Genomic DNA, 23,548 nt, shown 5'->3' with positions numbered 1-23,548 from the left:
CCGGAATGGCGCGAGGTGAAGCGCGTCAATGCGATGGATAACCACCTGTCCCTTGCCCTACCGTCCAAGGTGCAGCACGGGGGTCGCAGCAGGGCAGTCCAAGGGGGGCGAAAGCCGTCCCTCCGACGCCCGTGCGGGAGACGCGCGGCACACTGCCGCGATGTCGCCCGGACCCGCGCGCGCGCCCGACGGCGCGAGGCATCGCTTTGCGCCTTTGTCCCATCCACGGCGTGTCTGCAACGGTCAGCGCTTGCGATGCAGGCAGCGACCGCAGTGGCCTTGTTCGCCGTGCTGCATGAAGGCTGCCCTCACCCGCCATGGCGCGCCAGAAGCCAGCCCGGCAAGCGTTACCATCTGCGGGGTCATAGCCGTCAGTCAGGCGCCTGTCGTCCAGGAAGGCGGCTGCACCGGGCGACGAGCAGAGGAGGGCGCACGCGGCGGGCCCCCGTGCACATGGGACGCCAGCGTCCACCCAAAGGGTGAACGCCTCCGGAAGCCTTCGCCGCCAGCTCGGATTTTTTCTAGCCTATGGCAGGACCAAACGCTCGCTTCATGGAACAACGCCTCACTTGGGCTCTCGCCGCATGCGCGCGCGTCCTTCGGCCTGTGGTCAGGCTTGCGCTCGCCATGGGTGTCAAGCACCCGCACCTGGAAGAACTGCTGCGTGATGTGCTGATCGAAGAGGCGCGACGCTCATGGCAGCGCCAAGGCGTGCCACATCCGAATCTAAGCCAGCTGTCCGTGACGACCGGATTGAACCGCAAGGCAGTGACCGCCAAGGTCAGGGCCATCGACGAGCCGCTACCGCACACCGAATCGTCGGCCGCGGCCAAAACTTTCACACTGTGGATGCAGATGCTTTCCGAAGACCCCTCGCTGCGGCGCCTGCCCGTCGCCGCAGGCGCAGCTGCCCCGTCCTTTGAAGCCGTGGCCCGGATGAGCAGCCGCGGCAACGTGCACCATCGCACCATCCTGGACGAGCTGATTCGATTGAACATGGTGAGCGAGACCGACGGCACCGCCGAGCTGACCGGCGATGGCTTTGTACCGACGGGCGATCTGCAGTCGATGCTCGCATTCCTCGGTGACAACGTCCGCGACCATCTGCAGGCGGCGGTGTCCAACACGCTCACCGAGCAGCCCCGCATGCTCGAGCGCTCGGTGTACGCGCGCGGACTGTCTCTGCAGGCGTGCGAGGACATCCAACGGCTGGTGCGGCAGCGCTGGTCGGTACTGCATCAAGAACTCGCACAAGAGATGTCCCGATCGGTCGGGCTTGCCCCGGCAGGCGCCGAGGGCCGGATCCGGGTCGGCATCTACACCTACTACGAAGACGAGGGCGGCCCCTCAACATCGCACCTCCCGCAACAAGAGCCCAAGGAATGACGTACATGCATCCATATCGCCGTTACGCGCGAGGGCTGTTACTGGGCACGGCCGTGGCGCTGCTTCTGTCCTGCGGCGGAGGGAGCGGTTCCGGCGGCGCAACCGTGGGAGGTCTCGGCGCAGGCGAGACCCCCGCGTCGGCAGGCAGCGCGAGCGACCCGGCCGGCAACGGCTCAGGCGCAGGCGCAGGCGATGCGGGTGCAGGCGGTACGGGCAGCGGCTCCGCCTCAAGCGCGGGAGGTGACACGAGCACGGCCAGCAACGGCAGCGGCAGCACCGATGGCTCGGGCGTGGGTTCCGGCGGGACGGGCGTCAGCGCTTCGGCCGCCGGCGTGGGTTCGGCCGACGGCTTGGGCAGCATCATCCTGAACGGGCTGCGCTTCAACACCGACGCTGCGACCGTTGCCATCGAGGATGCCGATGCCCTGGAGATCGGCATGAGCGCGCGCATCGTGGGCAAGGTCGATTCCGACTTCAACAGTGGTGTCGCCAACGACGTCGTGTCGGCCGCCGAGTTGCGCGGTGCGGCCACGGCCATCGACACGGCGGCCGGGACCTTCGTCGTGATGGGCACGACAGTGAGCATCGACGCCGGTACGGTCTGGGGAGACGCCAGCGGCTTGGGCGATGTCACGGCTGGGCGCATCGTGCAGGTGTGGGGCCTGCCAGGGGCGCCAGGCAGCTTGCGCGCAACCCGTGTGCAGACTGCGCCAACGCGTGTCGATCCGCTGGTGACCGGCACCGTGCAGAACCTCGACCTTCTGGGCAAGACCTTCATGCTGGGTCCGCTCAGCGTCAACTACAACGCAGCACCGTTCGCGAGCATCGATGTGCCGTCGCTTGTCAATGGCCGCATCGTGCGGGTGCGTGGCATGCTGCCACCGGTGGCGGGCGTTCTGGCAGCCACGCAGGTGCAGGGCTGGTACACCTTCCCGGTGAACGACGGCCTCGCGCTCCAGCTCGCGGGCGTGATCACCGACTTCGGTTCGCAGGGCGAATTCAGGGTCCTGGGCACGCCGATCGATGCCGCTGGCGCCCAGATCACCGGCGGGCCTGCACGCTCGCTGGGCAATGGGGTGAAAGTGGAAGTTGACGGTTTCCTTTCCGGCGGTGTGCTGAGGGTGAAGAAGCTTCGCATCCGCAACGTGCCGGGCACGGGCGGGCCGGCCTCGTTCACACTGATCGGGGCCATCGGCGCGTACCAGTCGCCGGCCAGCTTCCGGGTACGTGGTCAAAAGGTGGACGCCAGCGTCGCCGGCGTGGTCTTCGAGAACGGCACGGTGGCCAACCTGGGCAACGGCCAGCGCGTGACGGTCAGCGGTGACAGGGTCGTTGACGGGGTCCTGATCGCGCAGCGCGTGACGTTCGCTGTGCCCTGAGCACGTGGCCCCGCAGCGCAGAGGCGGTCGATTCGTCGGTGGCGCGGCGCGCGCGGCGGCCCCCCAAGCGGTCGTTGCGCTGGCCGACATGCGAGGTGTTGCGGAGTCGGCCCTTGCGCTTCAGCGATCGCGATCCGCTTTATCGACAACCTAGCGCCTGACGCCTGACGCCTGACGCCTGACGCCTGACGCCTGACGCTACCGCGCAGGTCGCCCGCTCAAGGCGCCTTTCGGCATAATTTCCGGATGCTCGCCCGACTAATCTATCGAAGCGTGTCGAAGCAGCCGTCGGAGGCGGACGTTGCCGACATCCTGACCGCCTCACGACGGAAGAACCGCATGGTGGGCATCACCGGCGCCCTGTGTCACTTGCGAGGGGCGTACATGCAATACCTCGAAGGCGATGAAGCCGCGATCGAATGCGTCATGGCGGCCATCGCCGAAGACCCCCGGCATTGCAGCCTGTCGGTGATCGAATACCGCCTGATCGCCGCACGCGCGTTTTCGCAATGGTCGATGGCTTTGCTCGCATGGGATCTGGAAGTCGACGCGGCCCTCGGTCCACTCGCTGACATGGGGCTGTTCGGCATCCCGCCTGACCAGGCGGCGCCGGCCTTCCGGTCACTGAGCAAAACATCGCGCTGGAGCGAACTCTAGAGGTCTCCGTCGGCCGACTTCCGTCCCAGACAGGAACAGTGCGCAGCAGGCACGCGGACCGCTGCAACCGGCAGCCCGCGAACACCGCCAGGACCCCACTACAGCCAACGGGCTCGTCACGCGCGCTCCACGAGGGCCTCGCCCCGCCAAACCTTGCCAATGCCGCCGCGGGCGACCCACGCGGGATGCCCCTACCGCTTCTCGAGAACGCTGCTCGCCCCCGAGACGATAGGCGGGGGCCGGCCCGCACCCGGCCTCCCGAGGTTGCCGGTCGCTGTCACAAACCTGACGCGAACCTGAACACCGCCATCACTGATATGTGATACTTTCACATTTGAGAAAGTAATTAAATCCAAAGAATTAATTTCGACTTCCCACTCCAGGACGACACGCAACATGACATCAACCTCGGGGCTCGAACCCTGTTCCGATCGCTCGCTGGGCTCGGACGCGATCGGCTGCGCGAAGACGACCGGAGACTGGTACGAACGCCATCGTCTGGCGCTGCAGTTTCTTCATGGCCTTGAACGGGTCGTTTTTCCCTCGTCGAGCACGGAGAGACAGGCGTGCGAGAGCGCCGCAGTCTTGTGGCAAGCGGGGCTGATCCGTGCCGAGGTTCACCCCAACCTGAGACAAGTCGTCATCTGGGGATTGACAGAGGTGGGCCTGGAATTCTTCTCGCGCCGCCACGGCAAGTCAGGCGCGGCAGGGGCGCCCCCCGTCTGGCATGCGCCGCGCGGATTGCAGGACACCGCCCTGGTGCACCCGCGCGCACGCGCGCCCATGTCGGTGATCGCGTGATCCTGCGCTTCAGGATCTGCCTACGCCCTCCTCGCCTGCATCGGATGACAGATAAAAGCTTGTCGACCTGTCCGGCCAGCGCGACGTTGCTTGGCCATGGGACGCAGGTCGCGCGATGCCGCCTGGACCTTGCTTGGCCATCGCCCCGGCTCAAGCCGGTGCTGGCGGGTCGGTCATCGAAACGAATTTCCGTGCGAGACGCCCGGCCCCGCCTGCCAACACGCCCTGCCGCCTTGCACCATACCCGGAGATCCGGCCCACCCGCCTGGCTCCGCTATCCGCCCCTGCGTTGTTTTCCAGCGCACGGCGCCCCACAAAGGCCGTCGCATGCCGCTTTCCGCCATCCTCATCGAAGACAGCAAGACCATCAGGGACAGCCTGATTCCAGCCTTGCGCGACTTGGCCAACGTGCAGGTCATTGCCCTGGCCGAAAGTGCGCCCGATGCCGCAATCATGCTGACAGGCATGCGCGATGCGTGGCAAATCGCCATCGTCGACCTCTTCTTGCGCGAGGGCTCGGGCCTGGATGTATTGCGCACGCTCCAGCGCCGCTTGCCACATCAACGTGCCGCCGTTCTGACGAACTACCCGACCACCGAAATGCGCGAACGCACGCGCGAACTCGGTGCCGACGCGCTCTTCGACAAGTCTGCGGAGCTGGAGCAATTCTTTCGTTGGTGCAACCAGCAACCTCTGGCCGTTCCGGCTCGCCACGCCGCCTCGCGTTGGCCGCGGCCGCCCCTGTGGCCCGACCCGTCCGTCCGGATCGCCACTGCGACCGCCGATCGCCTTCCGCCGACGACGGGATATCGCACGGCGGCCGATCGATATTCAGGGGGACCGCAAGACTGAACCGCTTTCAGCGCGCCGGGCGCGTCACGGATTCGCCCACATCTGGCAAGCGGTTGATGAAGAGCGCGCGTGGGGGCGAGGTGACTTGCCTGCACGTCGCCAATGCGTTTCGACGACGCGGTCCGCGCAGTCAGCAGACGATGGATCAAACCCTGAATGAGGAGATGGCATGAAGGAATCGAAGTTCGAGCTTTTGGATCGGTACTTTGCGGCGAGGCGGATCAAACCGAAGGATGGATACGACGCCGAGGATAGGGCGCGACGCGTCCAGAGGTTGTGGGATCGGTTGGAACGACTGGCCTCACCAGTCTTCGCCGAATTCGAGGAGTACCTGAACGTCGCGCTGGGTGACGCGGTCGAGTGCTACATCGACAGGCACACCGGCCGAGACTCCGATGCCCCACCGTACATCACCTTCCGATGGGGCGCGCAAGGAACGCACCTGAACTCGCTGAGTTTCACCGGTGCCGTCGAGACGGGCGAAATCCACGCCACCTGGCGCTGCTGGCGAAACGGCCTGAAGTTTCACGGCGAAGACACGATCAACCCGCTTTGGTCCTCCGAGCTTGTCCATTCGATGCTGCAGGAATTGGTTTTTCAGTTCGCCCCCGTTTGAAAGTGGTCATCGCCTCATCGGAGTTCGATGCCAGCCCCAAGGAGGCGCAGGCGCACAGCGAGCCGGTCTCGTCACGTGCTTTCTCAAGTGCCGCGTCAATCATGGCGGCCCGGTTCTGCATCCGATGCGTCAGGCGCAAGGTTTCCGATCGGCTACGGCGGCCCTCCACCGCGTGGTGCGGCTCGATGATTCTGAGCATCGCGTGCCATGGGCACGAAGCGCCCCATTCAGCAGGAGGGCATCCCCGCCTTTGTTCTTCCTCATGCCCGCACGCCCGGCCATCCAAGAAGCCGGTATGCCCATGGTGAGCGCGCGCCCCCGCGCGTGAACATCGCCCCGCGCGGCTGTCGGTCGACTCGATCCGATGAGCCATCGAAAGAGTCAGCGGGGTCGATCGACCGCGCGGCGCAATCATCGCGACGCACAAAGGTCGGTCGACGCCTCTGTCAATTGCGCGGGGGACGGTCACGCTCAAACTCGTTGGGGTCCTTCGAAGTTTGTCCCGCCGCGTATACAACGCGTTGCGGGCCGGGCCCGCCGCGTGGCAGGCCGATGCCCCGCGCAAGCCCGCGATTCGAGCAATGGGTTCCCATCCGACCCTGTTCAAAAAAAAGCTCGTTGGACCCCTCTTGAAAGTCGTCTGCCGGCACCTAGTCTCTTCAGCGTCGGAAACTGGTCACCGCCAAAGGGGGTATCGACAAGACCATGAACTTGCTCAAGCAAATTGCCGGCTCTCGCTTGCCCCTGACGTTCTATCGCACCGAGGACATCGACCAGGTTCGCGTCCTTCGCGCCGCAGGCCTTGTGGTCGCCATGGTGCCTTCACCCCTTCACGCGTCCTCAGGTTCGCCGTACGTGGCCCAGGTGCTCGCCGTCACCCAGAAGGGCCGGGAGGAATTGGCGAAATTCAACTATCCCGCATCGCGGTCACCGCGATGGCGCTTCAGGATGCCTCGCATCAAGACTCTGGCGTGGCCCAAGGCGCCCCGCTCCCGTGCGTACTCGCGCAAGTCCGCACCGATGCAGTAGCGTCTTTTCGCCCCGCTAGGCGCGCGCTTGCCCGGATCTTCAGTTGTCAGTTCGTCAAAAATCGTGTGCCGCCTCGGTCGGCCGAGGCGCGCCTGCACTCAGGAGGTTTGCCATGTACCGTTCCCTGTTTCCCCGCGACTTTTTCGCCGAAATCGATCGCCTGCAACGCGATATGCGCCAGGCGGCCGACCTCTCGCCCAGCATCCGGGGGATCCCTCGCGAGGGCTTCCCTGCCCTGAATGTCGGCAGCACCGATCGGGCGCTCGAAATCTACGCGTTTGCACCTGGGGTCGACCCAGAAACGATCGAGGTCACGCTCGCGCGGGGACGGCTCACCCTTGCTGGCGAGCGAAAAGCAATCACGCCACGCGGGGAAGACAAGCCCATGCGCCACATCAACGAGCGGTTCGAAGGCGCCTTTCGCCGCGTCATGACGCTGCCCGACGACGCCGATCCCGACGCTGTGGAGGCGAAGCTGAGCAATGGGCTTCTCCACATCACCGTCCAGCGCCGCGCGGCCGCACAACCGCGCCGCATCAACGTGCAGTGAACGCAGCAACCAACGCAGAGGAAGGATCATGAACAGCAACCTCCAATCAGCCGACCGTTCGATTCGCCAGGACGCCGGAAATTCGGAGAACGACCGGTACGAGGTGTCCGCGCTTACGCCGCCGGTCGATGTCATCGAGAACGTCAGCGGCATCACCCTGTACGCGGACCTGCCCGGCGTCACCCGTGAAGGACTCAACCTCCACGTCGAAGCTTCGACATTGACCATCGAGGCCGAGTCCTCTTTGAAGGTACCTGACGGTTTGAAGATCAGCCACACCGAAGTCGCGCTCGGTCGCTTCCGGCGTGTTTTCACGCTCAGCAAGGAACTCGACACCGAAAAGGTCACGGCGGAGCTGGATCATGGGGTTTTGAAGCTCCGGATCCCGAAGACGGCGCATGCGCAGCCGCGTCGGATTGAAGTGAAGGCCGGTTGAAACCATGGCGGTGGCCTGGCAAAGCCCTGGCCACCGCCTGTGCGGTCGCCGACCGGTGCCATGGCTTCGCAGGATGGTTCCCCGACCGACCTCCCGCGACGCCCGGGCATCTGGCGTGCGTCGCGCTCGGGCACGTTGCCTTGAGGCAATGGAGCGATCCCACATCCTCATGAAGTTGATGGACTGTGCCAGCATCGTGCGGTACGCCACTCAGCCACGGCGGCTGCGGAGATGGACGTGATGTCAAGGCCTGCAGGAGCGCATCGAACGATGGCCTGTCGAGACTTCCTACGAGCCGCACAGCCACCTTCGAGTTGACTTGCCGGGAGCTTGTCCTCTTCGCACGAAGACCTTCTCTCGGTGCAGCAGCAAGCTCATTTCCGCCCCGCGGCGCAGGAAGCTGGTTGTAGGCCTACCTCGGCCACACTGAGATGGTATCGGGAGTCGTTCGCTTCATGTGAGGGCAATGCCGACCGGTGCGGCATCTTCGTTTTCGCCAGGCTGGCGAGGACCGACGCGTTCATCGACAACGCCGTCGAGAAATGCCAAGTTGCCCGCCTTCATTGCATCAAGCCAGATGCCTTAGGCCCGGTTGGCCGAGGCAAGTCCACGCCACTGGGAGGCATCGCCGTCCTCCTCCATCAGCACCTCATAGGGCGCCTGGGAGCCGGTTCGTCGACGTGCCGAAATTCGGCGAGTCCGGGACATCAATGCGCTCCAGAAAGATTTCCAGCACGGGTTCGCGGAAGGGTCGCCCCCCTGCCGCCGCCTCAAGAAGCTGCTCTTCGCCGCAGCCCACGCTCGTGGTCCATGCGCGCAGCGCGTCGAGCGCGATCAGCTTGCGATCAAGAGCGGTCTTCCCAGGACCATCTGACATGCAGGCCTTCCGTTGCCCGACGGCACCGTGTGACGGCAAGCGAGGATGGCGCGATGCGGGTCTGCCAGTGACCCTCAAAATGCGATTCCAGCTGACAGCATCTCTTCTGCGCTTTGGCGGCCGACGGCACGCTGGCAACTCGTTGCGAATACAACCGGTTTCGTCCGACAGCGTCGGGGCCGATCGCCGCTTAGATTGCTTGCTCGCCGCCCGGCCGCTGCCAAGACGACTTTTCTTCGCTGGTCGCCAGCTGCCGAACCCCTCGGGGTGACGTGGGCTCGGGCTTGCCCCAATCTCGCTCGTTAATGATGCACTCCAATTCCGCTGCCGAAATGTTCGAGGAGGCCATGGGCGCCCGCGTGGTCGCTGTGTTGACCTCCCATCCGACGCTGTCCTCCGAATGGTGCGAGCGCTTGCGCCTCGCGCGTCTTCAGGCGTTGGCCGCTCGAAAGCGACCACCGGATGAAGCTCGCACGCCGCCGGTCAATCTCCCTTCGAGCCCACGATCTGCATTGGAGACTTTGTCCAACGCGTGGGCAGCGGAACCTGCCATCGGTCGCGCGTAGCCGCGGAGACTCGCGTCCACCCGGCGTTGCCACGGATGGCAGAGGTCACGGCCCGCCGACGAACGGCGCGCTCATGCATTGCCAGGCCCTGGCGTCCTCAGCAGTGAACCAGATGGCAGACAGCAATCCCCGCGACGGATCCTTGTCGCGCGGCATGGATTTGTGCGCCGGCGACACGGCCTCACACGGCGATGGTGGGAGCGAGATCGTCGCTGTCACACGCGGTGCGCGCCTGTCACGTCGCAGCAACCACGGTAGGCAGCGAGGCGGCCGCCTCGGCAAGGCGCTGCGCCACGGCGTTCAACAGCGCGCCCGCGAATCCACCTGGCGCCCGCGCGTCGACGCGCGCGCTCGTCACCACCCGGGGCAAAGAACTCCAAGCTACCTCACGACCGGCAGCGACCAGTGCGGCGACCAGCGCCTGGTCTTCTCCGCAAACAAGGTGCCTGAAACCGCCGACTTCCCGGTATGCCTCAGCAGACACACCAAGGTTCGCTCCGTGCACATGGCGATGATCGTCGTGATCAGAATACGTTTCACTGAAATGCACCTTCAGCAGTTCGGCGTTGGCGCCGTGCGGCGACCAGTCATGAACGCAGACCGTGCCGCACACCACGTCCGCCTCTAGCGCAAGCTGGCTGGCCAGCCACCCCTCGGAGACCACCGTATCCGCATCGGTGAAGGCGAGCCATCGGGCGCCCCGTGCCAGCATGGCCTGCGCGCCCGCCGCGCGGGCCATGCCCACGTTGCGCGCTTGAAGCGTCAACGTCATCGCACCGGCCGCAGTGGCCGCTGCACAAGTTGCGTCGGTGCAGGCGTCCAGCACGACAACCGTTTCCACCCGTTCGCCCCTCAATGCAACATGTTGCGCGGCGCGTTGAACCGCAGCGAGACAGCTGCGGATCAACTGCTCTTCGTTGTGTGCCGGGATAACGATGCCGATCATGCGATGCCCTCCTCCGCATAGCTTGTTGGGGTTGGGTCGCGAAGACCATGGCTGTGCGGCACGGCGATGTCCTGGCTCACGGCACGTGCCCGCTCAAAGTTGATCGGTGACACTTGCGTTTGACCAGCGCCTTGCTTCATCAACGACTCCTCTCCCGTCTCGTCCCATACAGCGGAGGTACCGTCCATCAGACCTTGGGAGGATCGTTCTCGCGCCCGAAGTGACGGTGCTGGCCCATGGCCGCGATGAACGACTCGATCGCATCGTCGGCACCGGCAGCATCGGCGAGGATCAGGCCAGGGTCGGCCGAGCCATCGGGCATCGTGAGCGGTATCCGCGCCTCTGCCAGGAGCGCATCGGACGCGCCCAGCGCCAGGATGGTCTTGCAATGCCAGTACTGGTCGCGCAGGAACTCGAGCGTGTGTGCGTCGGCGTCGAGTGCCTCGACCGCGGGCACGCCGTCCGGCAGCACCAGCGCGTCGAACAGGAAGCCGGGCGAGTTCTCCATCGTTGCGTCGACGGCGAACTTCTCACCGCCCGCACCTGCGCAGGTTCCCAGCCGCGCGCCGACGAGCCGGGGTACCGCGCCGGCGGCCACCAGCGCCGACACCAGCTTCTGCAGCGACGCGCCTTCCACACCGTTGGCCACGAGCACCGCCACCTTGCGCGTGCGGATGCCGCCGTCGCCGGGACGTGCCATGAGCGACAGCGCGGGCGACTGCTCGACCTCCGGCGCGGCCGGCGTTTCGAGCGCCTTGGGCATCGGCGCCGGCAGCTGCATGCCGAGGTCCTGTGCGAGGCGTTGCGCCAGTTCGGGCACCGCGTTCAGCAGGCTCGCCACCACGCGCTCGCGGATCGCGGGCACGGTGACCTTGGACAGCTCGAAACGGAACGCGTTGCCGATGTGCGCCTGCTCCACCTCGGTCTGGCTCTGGAAGAACAGCCTCGCCTGCGTGTAGTGGTCGGCAAATTTCTCGGGCTTGATGCGCACCTTGTCCGCGCTTTCCTTCGCGTCCAGGCGCCGCGCGATGCTCGCGAAGCCCTGTGCCGCACCGGCCTGGAACGGGCAGCCGCCGGCCAGCGAGTTCGGCTCGTAGGCCACGCGGCCGCGATGGATCGCCTGGCGGTGCATGCCGTCGCGCTGGTTGTTGTGCACCTGCGCGATCGGCGCGTTGATCGGCAGCTCGTGGAAGTTGGGGCCGCCGAGCCGGCTGATCTGCGTGTCCACGTACGAGTGGATGCGCCCGGCCAGCAGCGGGTCGTTGGTGAAGTCCAGGCCGGGGACGATGTGCGCGGTGCAGAACGCCACCTGCTCGGTCTCGGCAAAGAAGTTGTCGGGGTTGCGGTTGAGCACCATGCGGCCCACGATCTGCACCGGCACCAGTTCCTCGGGAACGATCTTGGTCGCGTCGAGGATGTCGAAGCTGAACTGCTCGGCCTGCTCCTCGGTGAAGATCTGCAGGCCCAGCTCCCACTCGGGGTACTCGCCGGCCTCGATCGCCTCCCAGAGGTCGCGCCGGTGGAAGTCCGGGTCGGCGCCCGAGATCTTCACCGCCTCTTCCCACACCAGCGAATGCGTGCCGAGCTTCGGCTGCCAGTGGAACTTGACCAGGAAGCTCTCGCCAGCCTCGTTCACCAGCCGGAAGGTGTGCACGCCGAAGCCCTGCATCATGCGGTAGCTGCGCGGAATGGCGCGGTCGGACATCTGCCACATGAGCATGTGGGTCGACTCGGGCATCAGCGAGACGAAGTCCCAGAAGGTGTCGTGCGCGCTCGCAGCCTGCGGCATCTGGTGGTGCGGTTCGGGCTTCACCGCGTGCACGAGGTCGGGGAACTTCATCGCGTCCTGGATGAAGAACACCGGCATGTTGTTGCCCACGAGGTCCCAGTTGCCTTCGTCGGTGTAGAACTTCACCGCGAAGCCGCGCACGTCGCGCGCGGTGTCCTTGGAGCCGCGCTCGCCGGCCACGGTGGAGAAGCGCACGAACACCGGCGTGACCTTGCCGGCCTCCTTGAAGGGAGCGGCCCTGGTGTATTGCGTGAGCGGCTCGTAGGCCTCGAAGAAGCCGTGCGCGCCCGAGCCGCGCGCATGCACGATGCGCTCGGGAATGCGCTCGTGGTCGAAGTGCGTGATCTTCTCGCGCAGGATGAAGTCCTCAAGCAGGGCCGGGCCGCGCGCGCCTGCCTTCAGCGAGTTCTGGTTGTCTGCGATGTGCACGCCCTGGTTGGTCGTGAGCACCTGGCCGGTCGAGTCGACGCGCACGCGGTCGAGCGTGCCGATGGTCGCGTTCACCGCCTCGGCCGCGGGGCCGCCCGTCTTGTCCGACCGATTGGCCTCGGACAGCGTGCTCACGCCCGGCAGGTGCGACGGCGGCGCCACCGTCACGCCTGCAGGTGTCGACGCCGCATTGGACTCGCCATGCTCGAGCGGCTTGTTGACGTTGGCGGGCATGCCGGCGGCAAGCGCCTGCGTGTCGATGGCCTTCTGAGCAGGCGCATCGCCCTTGCCCGCGGCCGCGGGCGCCGGACCCGCGGGTCCGCTGTCGGTGTTGCGGGCTGCGGCGCGCGCCGCGTCGATCTCGGCTGCGCTTGCAACGGGTGAAGCAGTGGGTTTCTTGGCCATGATGGGTGTATTTCGTGAGGTAGAGAAAGAGCCAACCCTTCGCAGGGTCGAGCCGTGGCACGCGTTTTTTTGTAGGACGCGATCCCTCTGCACGGCGAGCTGCAAATTCAGGTTCAAACTTGATCTGGGTTAATGCAGCAACGAAAAACACGGCGCACAATGGCGCCCTCGCCCCATCTATGTTGACCAGATCCGTACTTCTGAACCGCGCCGCCCCACTGTCGGACGCCGAACGGGGCCGGCTGGAGACAGCGATCGCTGACGTACGGACATTCCGCGCGGGTGAAACGGCGGTTCGCCAGGACACGCCGATCCAGGTGAGCTTGCTGCTTGTGGAAGGTTTCATGACGCGACACGTCGACGCGCGCGACGGCAAGCGACACTTGGTGGCCGTGCATGTGCCCGGCGACTTTGTGGACCTGCACGCTTTCACCTTGAAGCAACTCGATCACGACGTGGGCGCGCTGACGGACGTGAGCGTCGCGGTTTTCACGCACGAATCGTTGGAAAAGATCCTGGTCGACGATGCGGCACTGGCCAAGCGCCTTTGGTTCATCACGATGCTCGACGCCGCGCAGCATCGGCAGTGGATCTATCGGCTTTCCAGCCTCACGGCGCTGCAGCGGGTCGCTCATTTCCTCTGCGAGACCCATGCCCGACTGCTGGCGGTCGGCCAAGTTCGCGCTCACGGATTCACGCTGCCGATGACACAGTCGGACATCGGCGAGGTGTGCAGTTTGACGAATGTGCATGTCAGTCGCGTCTTGCGCGATCTGCGGGAAATGGGACTGTGCCAACTCCGTTCATCGCAGGTTCAGATCCTCGACATCCAGGGGCTGGTGACAGCCGGGTTGTTCGAACCCGGATACCTCTATCTGAATCCCCACGTCGCCTCACAGGCGGTTGGACACAATGGAGACTTTCATGACCGATAACAGGTCCTCGCTCAGACCGCGCGAAGACGCCGGCGTGGCCACGGCGATCGATGGCGTGGTCGTCCTGGACGGTCCGGATGGCGTGGCGGTGACGATGACACCTGACGCTGCCGCTCAAACGGCAGACAGCCTGCATGCCGCTGCGAACGAAGCCCGTCGACACGCTGGGCTGGGACCCGGCGCGCCAGAAGGTGCCGGCCCCGGGGCATGAGCTCTCTGAAGTCCGCGCAATCATCGGGGACGCTGTGTGCCGAGCGAGTTTCCGGTGCAAGGGCGATTCGAAGGCTTCGTCCCTGCTCACAGGCCCCCCGCGCATCTGCGAAGGTGAGAGCGCTCTTTCCGGGTACGAAGTGAATGGCCAGAGATTTCTTGCGCAAGATCGCGCACTTGCCTCTTCCAATCGAGATTCGCCAACCAGGGGATATGCGCAGTGTTTCCGTTCTGCGTGCTGCCGGGATGCTGGAGGCGATCGTGCCGTCGGAGCCATTCGACGATAAGAGCACAAGTACCGTCCTGAGAATCACGCCATTGGGGTACGCGGAGCTCGAGCGACCCGATGAGGACTGACCCCGCTCCCGCACTTTTCCTGCCTCTGAACTCCCCAATTACCCTGCCATGTTGGGATATCGGAGTGCCCTTTCTTCCCTGGCTGCAGCGGGCTGACATGGGCCGGTGATGGACCCAACCGCGCGTGGTTGTACCCGACGGCCTCGAAAAATGATTGGCTTCTCGCCTCGCGCCGGAATTTTCAGCGCCGCACGGCAGCCGCTGCACCTTGCAGGCGCTGAACAGCGTTGCTACGTGCGCTGACCCAGATGCGGCGCTCGACTCGGCCCGGGTGTCGTGCATCTGCCCGAACGCTTGAATCCGTTCACTGTCGTCCTCGAATCCCTCGGCCTCACTGCCCCGAATGCGCGGCCAACCGCAGCGCCTCGCGCCCGGAAATGGATGTCCTTGCTGTTCACCCGCCAGGCGTTGTCAGTCAGGTGCATTCGCCGAGAACTGCAGGCCTTGGAAAGACGTGCTTTGAGGCCACCCATCGCGCGGCACCTGGCGTCATGAGAGCGCCTCCATGCATCGGTTCCGGACCGTGTTTGGCTTTGTGAGAGGCAAGCATCGCGATACGACCCACAGCAACGGCCACACGACGCCCGCCGCAGCCGGTCTTGTGCTCGCGTTGAATGGGTTTGGTGTCGGGGGAAACGGCTGCTGCGCCGACCTGTTCGTGCAAGGCCGATGGGCCCATGTGCGTCCGGGTCACCATTCAGGGACCACGGTGATGGCGCCGCGATTGCACCGCGTGCAACGGTTGCCCGTCAAGTGCACGAGTCCTAAATTTCGTTCCCGTTGGCCACCGGCCTCTCCCTTGCGGGACCCATCCAGGCAGGCCGACCGTGCATGCAGATTCGCTGCGACACGCGACACCGACACGCAACAAGGACCCCATGCCACATCTCCATCCATGGCGCGCAGGACGCGCGCTCACCGATCGCTCGCCCGACACTTCCTTTTGGTCTGGATGGTCCTGGCGCCTGCGCACGAATGCGCGGCTCGGTGCGCTGGCCTGGGTGCTTGCCACTGCGAGCGTCGCGCCGCAGCATGCCGCGGCGGCCGAGCCCCTGCTGTTGAGAGTGGGCGCGCTGAGGCTCGCATCGGCAGGCCCCCTGTTCGTGGCCCAGCACGAGCGCTATTTCGAGGACGAGGGTCTCTCGGTCCAGATCCGCTACTTCGACGCCGCGCAACCGATCGCGCTGGCGGTCACCGCCGGCGACGTCGACCTCGGCGTGACGGCCATGACGGCAGGCTTCTTCAACATCGCCGGCAAGGGAACGCTCAAGGTCATCGCGGGACAGGCCGCGATCGTCAAGGGTCGCCCCGGTGACGTGCTGATGGCGTCGAACAATGCCTACGAGCGAGGCATGCGCCGGGCCGCGGATCTTCCGGGGCGTTCCATCGCGATCACCCAGACTGGATCTTCCTTCCACTACGAACTCGGCCTGTTCGCCGATGCCGAGCGCTTCGACATCCAGCGCATCACGTTGCGTCCGTTGCAAAGCATGTCCAACATGGTTGCCGCCCTGAAGACGGGCCAGGTCGATGGCGCGATCGTCTCACCGCAGGCCGCCGCGGAACTCACGGCCAACCACGAGGCCAAGGCCATCGCACAGGTTGCGGATGCAGGCAACTACCGCTTCGGCGCCCTTTTCGCGTCCGCGCGCGTGCTGCAGGAACAAAGGGCATCGGTGGCGCGCTTCGTGAAGGCGTACCGGCGCGGCGCGGCACTGTACAACGACGCGTTCTTCGGCTCGGGTGCGCGGCGCAAGGAGGTCGCGCTCATGATCGGGCAACACATTCTGCCGAGCGAACCCGCCAGCGATCGCGTGGCCGACCTGGTGGGCAAGGGCGCGTACTACGTGGAAGCGGGTGCACCACTCGACCCGGACGATGTCCAGCGCCAGGTGAACTGGTACCGCGCGCGCGGCTTCATCGACGACGCGGTGGCAGCCGGCCAGATCATGGACCTGTCGTTCTCCCGCTGAGTCCTGCTCCTTCCTCAGACCTCTTCCCATGCGGCAGTGCATGGCCGCACATCTCCACTGAACTGCGATGCGACTCGATATCGACAACGTCTCCCACAGCTACGGCGACCTCACCGTGCTCTCGAACATCTCGGTCAGCGTGCCGAGTGGCAGGATCCTCGCGATCGTCGGCCCCTCTGGATCGGGCAAGTCCACCCTGCTGCGCATCATCGGCGGGCTGGAGTCACCCGACGCCGGCCAGGTGCAGTTGATGGGCTCGACGCCGCCAGGCTGCATCAATCCCCTGACCTTCGTCTTCCAGGACTTCGCGCTGTTGCCCTGGCGCACGGTGCGCGGCAACGTGGAATTCCCGCTCGAACGCAAAGGCCTGACCAAGGCGCAACGCTGCGACTTGGTTGACGATGCGTTGCACCGCACCAACTTGAGCGCATTCGCGGACGCACTGCCCAAGCAACTGTCGGGCGGCATGCGACAACGCGTCGGCATCGCGCGCGCGATGGTGGTTCGGCCCGCTGTCCTGATCATGGACGAGCCGCTGTCCGCACTGGATGCCCAGACACGGGAACTGCTGCTTATCGACATCGCGCAGCTTTCGGCTAAGGAAGGCTTCACGGGGGTGTACGTCACCCACAATCTTGTCGAGGCGATCCGGCTGGGTCACACGGTGATGGTGCTCTCGCGGCGCCCGGGGGCCGTCAAGGCGCTCATCACGATCGACACGCCGCTGCTGGAGCGACGGTCGGACGGCCCCGAACTGCAGGCGCAGTCGGCCCACATCTGGCATCTCCTGCGTGAAGACGCACTGGAAGCGGAGCGCGAACTTGTCTGATTCATCTCTCGTTCTGGAACCGGCCCGCCGGCCCGTTCCCTTCCGGGGCGGCGGCTTCGCGCCCCGCCGGCTGCCGGTTGTCTCCACAGCGGGCATTGCCCTGATCGTGCTGGCCTGGCAGGCGGCGAGCAGCCTGGGCTGGGTCGACCCCGTTTTTCTTCCCAGTCCCTGGGTGATCCTTCAGATTCTTTGGAAACTGCTGTTTGCCGGTGTGCTTTGGAACCATCTGATCGCCTCTCTTACCCGGCTGGGCATCGGGTGGTCGAGCGGTGCCTGCGCAGGCATCCTGGCAGGCTTGGCGCTGGGCCTGTACTCGGCTGCGCGCTCGGTCGGCGTACCGCTGGTTTCCGCACTCATCACCATCCCTAAGGTGGCACTGCTGCCGCTCTTCATCGTGTGGTTCGGCATCGGCGAGTGGTCAAAGATCATGATCATCGCGTTCGGCGTCTTCTTTCCGACCGTGATCAGCACGTATGGTGCTGTCGACAACGTGTCCAAGAACCTGATCCGCATGGCGCAGAGCTTCGAGGTGGACAACGCCAGCATCGTGCGCAAGGTGGTCCTTCCCGCCGCGCTGCCAGGCATCCTTTCGGGATGCCGCCTGTCTGTCTCCATCGGCATCATTTTGCTGGTCACTGCGGAGATGATTGGCTCGAACGAAGGCATTGGCGCGTTCATCCTCGCGGCTGGCAACCTTTACCAGGTCGACCGCCTGCTCGCAGGCGTTGCGCTCCTCAGCCTGATCGGCCTGCTGCTGTCGGCCGCGATCACGAGGGCCGAACGCAGATGGCTTGACTGGCGGTAGGGCGACCCGCAGAGACGGCGGTCGACCGGTTGGCTTGGAGGAAAGGTCGCCGGCCGCCCATGCCTTCGTGCCAAGTGCCCTCCCTCACGATGCCGCAATCGTGCCGATACCCTGCGATCTAGACCCGCCGACTGCACCGCACCGCCGCTCGCCCCCGAAGCACCGCCAACTCGTCCTCCGCCGCCGCACGCCGTGGCCGCTCGAATAATCGGCATCGTCGTCCCCGCCCACAACGAAAAACCTGCACGGGCACGCGCCCCGGCGCTCCAGCGCCGTCGTGCATCGACTCTCCACACCGCGGCGCCGACGGAAGACCGCAGAGAGCATGCGATCGCACACGAACGCTCCAGCCGCGGATCGACACTGTCCCTCCATCTGGCCCGAAGCAAGCAGCGCAGTCCGCCAAAAGGAGGCGACGGGGCCATTTCCCGCAGTCGAAGCCCGGACTGATGGGGCTGCGACGCCAAGCGAGCTTGATTGACCGCGGCAGCCCTCGCGTGCGACCTGCCTGCAACCACCGTCCAACAGACGAAACCCAAAAAGTGGAAATCAAAGTGCGCCGACAAACCCGCAGGCCTTTTTCAGCCGAGACCGCAATCAGCCATCGACCCGGCCCGGTTGCCAGCGACCACAGAGTGGTCCAGCTCCCGCACAGCGATGCACGCCAGCGAAAGGTGGCCCGGCCGCGTCCGCACGCCCCCGAGCACCATCGGCGCAGAGAACACGCTCATGTTGAAGCTTCCGCACAGCGCAGCTCCAGAGCTGCGCCCATCAAAGGGAGTGATCAAGGCGACAAGAATCTCACGGGCGTCAAGCGTTTTGGGCAACGTCATGCCAGCACGCAAGTCGCCGACAAAAGCCGGTGCGACGCCGGCACTAAACCCGCGCCCACCACCGCCAAAGCAGAAAGCCTGACGTGCGACAGATGCACTCCCATTTTTCCTCCGTACGCACTACGCCCGCCCCACATGTCGACCACGACCATTCGCCTTGAGGATGAATTCAAAGCCCGCATCGCCGCCGCCGCCGCGAGGTCGGGCAGGTCTTCGCACGCGTTCATCCTAGAGGCGGTTGCCGAGATGGTCGAGCGCAGCGGGTTGGACGAGGAATTGCATCGGCTTGCCGACAGGCGGTGGGCAGCGCTGCGGCGCACGGGCGAGTCGGTCGCCTGGGACGACGCCAAGCCCTGTCTCCAGGATCGAGCGGCGGACAAGAAGGCTCACCGCCCCGCGGCGCGCAAGTCAGTTCCCTGACCTGTTCATGGTTCGCATCGAACTGGCGCCAGATATCTTGAATGACCCCGACCGCATCATCGACCACCTGGGAACGCATGAGGTCAACGACATCACCGACCGGGTTGCGTAAATTCTCGAAGCCATCCAAACTCTTTCTCGCAGTCCATCGATCGGTCGTCCGGTCAGAGATGAGAAGCGAGAATTGATCATTGGCGCTCCTCGCCGACGTCACCGGCGTGTGTGCGCCATGCCGCATCGACTAAGCTGTGTCGCCATGCAGTTCCCGAGCAAGACCCGATGGCTGTGCGCAGCCGTCCTGACGATGTCGTGCTTCCAGAGCGCGTTCGCCGCCGACGAAGAGTCGGTGCGCGAACTCGCCGAGGCTTCCCAGCACATGCTCAACGACCTGGCCAGCCAGGTGACCGACCTGAAGGCCATGGCAGACCGGAAATCCTTCGACAGCGTCGCGAAGACGCTGGCGAAGCAGGTCGAGCAATGGCCCACCGAAACCGATGCCACCGAGAAGTACCGCCCGTGCAAGCACGCGCTCCAGCGCGCATTGGACGTGGCGCGGCTCACGCATGCCAAGGCCACCGCCGTGAAGACGGCACCGCCGCCCGACGAGAAGGCCTGGCTGCAGGCGCACGCGAAGCTGACGGACAGCCGCGCGGTATGCGAGCGCGTGCTGCGGCATCCGCTGATCCGTGCGTCCTGACACGACGCCCTTCCACAATTGATTGATCGTTTTCACGGAGTCCGCATGGCGTCTTCATCTCCCGCAGCCCATCCGCACTACGACCGTCTGATCGCCGCGGCGCGCGCGCTGCCGCCGCTTCGCGTGGCGGTGGTGCATCCGGTCAACGACGTGTCGCTGGAGGCCGTGCTGTCGTCGGTGCGGCTGGGGCTGGTCGCGCCGGTGCTGGTCGGCCCGCGCGAGCGCATCGAGGCGGCTGCGGCATCCATCGGTGCGGACATCGCGGGCTTCGACATCGTCGACGCGCCGCACAGCCATGCGGCAGCCGACGCGGCGGTGGCGATGGCGTTGCGCGGCGAGGTCGACGCGCTGATGAAGGGCAGCCTGCACACCGACGAGCTCATGGGCGCGGTGGTGCGACGCGAAGGCGGCCTGCGCACCTCGCGGCGCATCAGCCACTGCTTTGTGATGGACGTGCCGGGCCATTCGCAGCCGCTGGTCATCTCCGATGCGGCGATCAACATCGCGCCCACGCTCGAGGAGAAGGTCGACATCGTGCAGAACGCAATCGACCTCGCGCATGCGCTGCAGATGCCGGCCGTGCGCGTGGCGCTGCTGTCGGCCACCGAGACGGTGAACGCCAAGGTGCCCTCCACGCTCGATGCGGCCGTGCTGTGCAAGATGGCCGACCGGGGGCAGATCACGGGCGCGCAGCTCGACGGCCCGCTGGCCATGGACAACGCCATCGACCCCGAGGCCGCGCGCATCAAGGGCATCGTGTCGCCGGTGGCGGGGCGCGCCAACGTGCTGATCGTGCCCGACCTGGACGCGGGCAACATGCTCGCGAAAAGCCTCACCTTCCTGGGCGGCGCCTATGCCGCGGGCATCGTGCTGGGCACGAAGGTACCGGTGATCCTCACGAGCCGCGCCGATTCCGAATCGGCACGGCTCGCCTCGTGCGCGGTGGCCTCGATGCTCGCGAAGGCGGGGCGCGAGCGGCTCATCAAGGCCGTGGGCTGAACGCTTCTTGCGGCTTCGTCAGTCCTGCAGGCAGAGGTACTTGAGCTCCAGGTAGTCCTCGATGCCGTGGCGCGAGCCTTCGCGGCCCAGGCCCGACTGCTTCACGCCGCCAAAGGGCGCGACCTCGTTGGAGATCAGGCCGGTGTTGATGCCGACCATGCCCGTTTCCAGCTGTTCGCCCACGCGCCAGATGCGGCGGCGGTCTTCGGTGAAGACGTAGGCCGCGAGTCCGAACTCGGTGTCGTTGGCCATGGCGATGGCTTCTTCTTCCGTCTCGAAGCGGAACAGCGGCGCGAGCGGCCCGAAGGTCTCCTCGCGCGCCACGCGCATCTGCTGCGTGACGCCGGTGAGCACCGTCGGCTCGAAGAAAGTGCCGCCCATCGCATGCGGCTTGCCGCCGGTGCGCAGCTGCGCGCCCTGCGTGAGCGCGTCGTCGATGTGCTCGCGCACCTTGGCCACGGCACGCGCGTCGATCAGCGGCCCCTGCGCCACGCCGGCCTCGAGCCCGTTGCCCACGCGCATCGCTTCCACCGCCTGCACGAGCCGCTGCGACAGCGCGTCGTAGATGCCCGACTGCACGTAGATGCGGTTCGCGCACACGCAGGTCTGGCCGGCGTTGCGGAACTTGGAAGCGATGATGCCTTCCACCGCGCGCTCCAGGTCGGCGTCGTCGAACACGATCAGCGGCGCGTTGCCGCCGAGTTCGAGCGACAGCTTCTTGATGGTCGGCGCGCACTGCTGCGCGAGCAGGCGGCCCACGCCGGTGGAACCGGTGAAGCTGAGCTTGCGCACGGTGCCGCTCTCGCACAGCGCGGCGCCGATGGCCGGCGCGTCGCCTGTCACGATCTGCAGCACGCCCGGCGGCAGGCCGGCCTCGAGCCCCAGCACGCCGAGCGCGAAGGCGCTCAGCGGTGTGAGCTCCGCCGGCTTCACGACGATGGTGCAGCCCGCAGCCAGCGCGGGGCCGACCTTGCGCGTGATCATCGCGGCCGGGAAGTTCCACGGCGTGATGGCGGCGCACACGCCGATCGGCTGCTTGAGCACCACGATGCGCTGGCCGCCGCGCTGCGGCTGCAGCACCTCGCCGTCGATGCGCTTGGCTTCCTCGGCGAACCATTCGATGAACGACGCGGCATAGGCGATCTCGCCGCGCGCTTCGGCCAGCGGCTTGCCCTGCTCGAGCGTCATGAGGCGGCCCAGGTCGTCCTGGTGCGCGAGCATCAGGTCGGCCCAGCGGCGCAGCACCTGGGCGCGTTCGCGCGCGGTGCGTGCGCGCCACGCAGGCAGCGCGGCGGCAGCGCCGGCAATGGCGCGCTCGGTCTCGGCGCGGCCCATGCGGGGCACGTCGGCGATGTGCCGGCCGGTGGCCGGGTCGGTCACGGCGAGCGTGGCGCCGCTGTCGGCGGCGGTCCATTCGCCGTCGATGAGACAGGCGGGCTTGAGCAGGTCGGGACGCTTCAGTCCCAGGTCGCTGGCGGTCATGGCGTTCGCTCCGTTCATGCCTTCAGCGCATCGGCGACGATGCCCAGCGCGCGCTCGAACAGTGCGTCGGGAATGGTGATCGGGTACAGGAAGCGGATCACGTTGCCGTACATGCCGCAGCTCAGCAGCAGCAGGCCCTGTTCCAGCGCCCTGGCCTGCACGCGCTTCACCGCCTCTGCGTCGGGCGCGCCGGTGGCGGGGTCGCACAGCTCGATGGCAACCATGGAGCCTTGCGCGCGCACCTCGGCGATGGCCTTGTTCGCTTCCTTCGCGTCGAGCAGCCGCGAGACCAGGCGCGAGCCGAGTTCGGCGGCGCGGTCGCACAGCTTCTCTTCGGCGATCACGTCGAGCACCGCGTGGGCCGAGGCCACCGCCAGCGGGTTGGCCGCGTAGGTGCCGCCCAGGCCGCCGGGCGCGGGGGCGTCCATGATGGCCGCGCGGCCCGCCACCGCCGACAGCGGCATCCCGCCAGCAAGGCTCTTGGCCATGGTGACGAGGTCGGGTTCCACGCCGTGGTGCTGCATGGAGAACAGCTTGCCGGTGCGCGCGAAGCCGGTCTGCACCTCGTCGGCCACCAGCACGATGCCGTGCTCGTCGCACACCGCGCGCAGGCCCTTCAGCAGCTCGGTGGGCGCGACGTTGAAGCCGCCCTCGCCCTGCACCGGCTCGATGACGATCGCCGCCACGCGCTTCGGATCGATGTCGGTCTTGAACAGGCGCGCCAGCGCAGCCAGCGAATCCGCCGCGCTCACGCCGTGCAGCGCGCTGGGGAACGGCACGTGGAACACGTCGGCCGGGAACGGACCGAAGCCGAGCTTGTAGGGCGCGACCTTGCCCGTCATGGCCAGCGTCATGAGCGTGCGGCCGTGGAAGCCGCCGCCGAAGGTGACCACGCCGGCGCGGCCGGTGTGGGCGCGCGCGATCTTCACCGCGTTCTCCAGCGCCTCGGCGCCGGTGGTGAAGAACGCCGTCTTGACCGGGCCCGAAATCGGCACCAGCGCGTTCAGCCGCTCGGCCAGCGCGATGGCGCTCTCGTAGGGAACGATCTGGTAGGCCGTGTGCGTGAAGCGCTCCAGCTGCGACTGGATGGCGGCCACCAGTTTCGGATGGCGGTGCCCGGTGTTGAGCACCGCGATGCCGGCGGCGAAGTCGATGTACTCGCGGCCTTCCACATCCCACACGCTCGCGTTCTCGGCGCGCTGGGCATGGAAGTCGCACATCACGCCGACACCGCGCGGCGTGGCGGCGAGGCGGCGGTTCTTGAGTTCGCTGTTGGTGGTCATGGAAGGT

The 23,548-nt window shown here is 66.2% G+C and carries 22 protein-coding genes; 16 read left to right on the top strand and 6 right to left on the bottom strand.

The window, feature by feature from the left end:
• The first annotated feature begins 552 nt into the window (after positions 1-552).
• The 9 genes from AACL56_RS29840 to AACL56_RS29800 all read left to right on the top strand — a co-directional run bounded on the left by AACL56_RS29840 (position 553) and on the right by AACL56_RS29800 (position 7,706).
• A complete protein-coding gene (locus tag AACL56_RS29840; protein ID WP_339093621.1) occupies positions 553-1,386 on the top strand; it encodes a DUF6502 family protein in 834 nt (277 codons plus the stop codon).
• 5 nt (positions 1,387-1,391) lie between these two features.
• Positions 1,392-2,765 (top strand): DUF5666 domain-containing protein, encoded by a 1,374-nt coding sequence (locus tag AACL56_RS29835; RefSeq protein ID WP_339093620.1) that lies wholly within the window; start codon positions 1,392-1,394, stop codon positions 2,763-2,765.
• 246 nt (positions 2,766-3,011) lie between these two features.
• A complete protein-coding gene (locus AACL56_RS29830) occupies positions 3,012-3,422 on the top strand; it encodes a BLUF domain-containing protein (protein WP_339093619.1) in 411 nt (136 codons plus the stop codon).
• A gap of 396 nt (positions 3,423-3,818) precedes the next feature.
• A complete protein-coding gene (locus tag AACL56_RS29825) occupies positions 3,819-4,223 on the top strand; it encodes a hypothetical protein (protein ID WP_339093618.1) in 405 nt (134 codons plus the stop codon).
• Positions 4,224-4,550: 327 nt separating this feature from the next.
• Positions 4,551-5,075 carry a response regulator gene (locus AACL56_RS29820; RefSeq protein ID WP_339093617.1) on the top strand — a complete coding sequence of 175 codons (525 nt, stop codon included), beginning with the start codon at positions 4,551-4,553 and terminating at the stop codon, positions 5,073-5,075.
• A gap of 169 nt (positions 5,076-5,244) precedes the next feature.
• The gene (locus tag AACL56_RS29815; protein ID WP_339093616.1) at positions 5,245-5,691 is read left to right on the top strand and encodes a hypothetical protein; all 447 of its coding nucleotides are present in this window, start codon (positions 5,245-5,247) and stop codon (positions 5,689-5,691) included.
• 705 nt (positions 5,692-6,396) lie between these two features.
• Complete coding sequence (locus tag AACL56_RS29810) at positions 6,397-6,720, top strand: hypothetical protein (protein ID WP_339093615.1); 324 nt, start codon at positions 6,397-6,399, stop codon at positions 6,718-6,720.
• A 112-nt stretch (positions 6,721-6,832) separates the two neighbouring features.
• Positions 6,833-7,270 carry an Hsp20/alpha crystallin family protein gene (locus AACL56_RS29805; protein ID WP_339093614.1) on the top strand — a complete coding sequence of 146 codons (438 nt, stop codon included), beginning with the start codon at positions 6,833-6,835 and terminating at the stop codon, positions 7,268-7,270.
• Positions 7,271-7,298: 28 nt separating this feature from the next.
• Complete coding sequence (locus tag AACL56_RS29800; RefSeq protein ID WP_339093613.1) at positions 7,299-7,706, top strand: Hsp20/alpha crystallin family protein; 408 nt, start codon at positions 7,299-7,301, stop codon at positions 7,704-7,706.
• A 649-nt stretch (positions 7,707-8,355) separates the two neighbouring features.
• Here the strand turns inward: AACL56_RS29800 and AACL56_RS29795 are convergent.
• The 3 genes from AACL56_RS29795 to AACL56_RS29785 all read right to left on the bottom strand — a co-directional run bounded on the left by AACL56_RS29795 (position 8,356) and on the right by AACL56_RS29785 (position 12,718).
• Positions 8,356-8,583 (bottom strand): hypothetical protein, encoded by a 228-nt coding sequence (locus AACL56_RS29795; protein ID WP_339093612.1) that lies wholly within the window; start codon positions 8,581-8,583, stop codon positions 8,356-8,358.
• An 801-nt stretch (positions 8,584-9,384) separates the two neighbouring features.
• On the bottom strand, positions 9,385-10,095 hold the full coding sequence (locus AACL56_RS29790; protein ID WP_339093611.1) for a glycosyltransferase: 711 nt from the start codon (positions 10,093-10,095) through the stop codon (positions 9,385-9,387).
• A gap of 187 nt (positions 10,096-10,282) precedes the next feature.
• Complete coding sequence (locus AACL56_RS29785) at positions 10,283-12,718, bottom strand: catalase (protein ID WP_339093610.1); 2,436 nt, start codon at positions 12,716-12,718, stop codon at positions 10,283-10,285.
• A 179-nt stretch (positions 12,719-12,897) separates the two neighbouring features.
• Here AACL56_RS29785 and AACL56_RS29780 point away from each other — a divergent pair, with 179 nt between their 5' ends.
• The 4 genes from AACL56_RS29780 (at position 12,898) to AACL56_RS29765 (ending at position 17,827) form a co-directional block, all read left to right on the top strand.
• A complete protein-coding gene (locus tag AACL56_RS29780; protein WP_339093609.1) occupies positions 12,898-13,653 on the top strand; it encodes a Crp/Fnr family transcriptional regulator in 756 nt (251 codons plus the stop codon).
• 1,445 nt (positions 13,654-15,098) lie between these two features.
• Positions 15,099-16,193 carry an ABC transporter substrate-binding protein gene (locus AACL56_RS29775; RefSeq protein WP_339093608.1) on the top strand — a complete coding sequence of 365 codons (1,095 nt, stop codon included), beginning with the start codon at positions 15,099-15,101 and terminating at the stop codon, positions 16,191-16,193.
• 67 nt (positions 16,194-16,260) lie between these two features.
• Complete coding sequence (locus tag AACL56_RS29770; protein ID WP_339093607.1) at positions 16,261-17,022, top strand: ABC transporter ATP-binding protein; 762 nt, start codon at positions 16,261-16,263, stop codon at positions 17,020-17,022.
• On the top strand, positions 17,015-17,827 hold the full coding sequence (locus AACL56_RS29765; protein ID WP_339093606.1) for an ABC transporter permease: 813 nt from the start codon (positions 17,015-17,017) through the stop codon (positions 17,825-17,827). Before AACL56_RS29770 ends, AACL56_RS29765 begins: the two co-directional genes overlap by 8 nt.
• 581 nt (positions 17,828-18,408) lie before the next feature.
• On the opposite strand, the gene AACL56_RS29760 is transcribed toward AACL56_RS29765, so the two are convergent.
• A complete protein-coding gene (locus tag AACL56_RS29760; protein WP_339093605.1) occupies positions 18,409-18,660 on the bottom strand; it encodes a hypothetical protein in 252 nt (83 codons plus the stop codon).
• 135 nt (positions 18,661-18,795) lie between these two features.
• Between AACL56_RS29760 and AACL56_RS29755 the strand changes: the two genes are divergently transcribed.
• The 3 genes from AACL56_RS29755 (at position 18,796) to AACL56_RS29745 (ending at position 20,776) form a co-directional block, all read left to right on the top strand.
• A complete protein-coding gene (locus AACL56_RS29755; RefSeq protein WP_339093604.1) occupies positions 18,796-19,080 on the top strand; it encodes a ribbon-helix-helix protein, CopG family in 285 nt (94 codons plus the stop codon).
• Positions 19,081-19,336: 256 nt separating this feature from the next.
• On the top strand, positions 19,337-19,777 hold the full coding sequence (locus AACL56_RS29750; RefSeq protein ID WP_339093603.1) for a hypothetical protein: 441 nt from the start codon (positions 19,337-19,339) through the stop codon (positions 19,775-19,777).
• A 45-nt stretch (positions 19,778-19,822) separates the two neighbouring features.
• On the top strand, positions 19,823-20,776 hold the full coding sequence (locus tag AACL56_RS29745; protein WP_339093602.1) for a phosphate acetyltransferase: 954 nt from the start codon (positions 19,823-19,825) through the stop codon (positions 20,774-20,776).
• An 18-nt stretch (positions 20,777-20,794) separates the two neighbouring features.
• Here AACL56_RS29745 and AACL56_RS29740 read toward each other — a convergent pair whose 3' ends face one another.
• Together AACL56_RS29740 and AACL56_RS29735 are read right to left on the bottom strand one after the other, a co-directional pair.
• Positions 20,795-22,258 (bottom strand): NAD-dependent succinate-semialdehyde dehydrogenase, encoded by a 1,464-nt coding sequence (locus AACL56_RS29740; protein WP_339093601.1) that lies wholly within the window; start codon positions 22,256-22,258, stop codon positions 20,795-20,797.
• Between the two features lie 14 nt (positions 22,259-22,272).
• Positions 22,273-23,541, bottom strand: coding sequence for a 4-aminobutyrate--2-oxoglutarate transaminase (locus tag AACL56_RS29735; protein ID WP_339093600.1), 1,269 nt, complete (start codon positions 23,539-23,541; stop codon positions 22,273-22,275).
• Positions 23,542-23,548: the final 7 nt, after the last annotated feature.

The sequence above is a fragment of the Variovorax paradoxus genome, from assembly GCF_902712855.1.
Lineage (GTDB): Bacteria > Pseudomonadota > Gammaproteobacteria > Burkholderiales > Burkholderiaceae_C > Variovorax > Variovorax paradoxus_Q.
The sequence above is the reverse complement of the archived record's forward strand: the minus strand, read 5'-3'. Positions and strand labels throughout refer to the sequence as shown.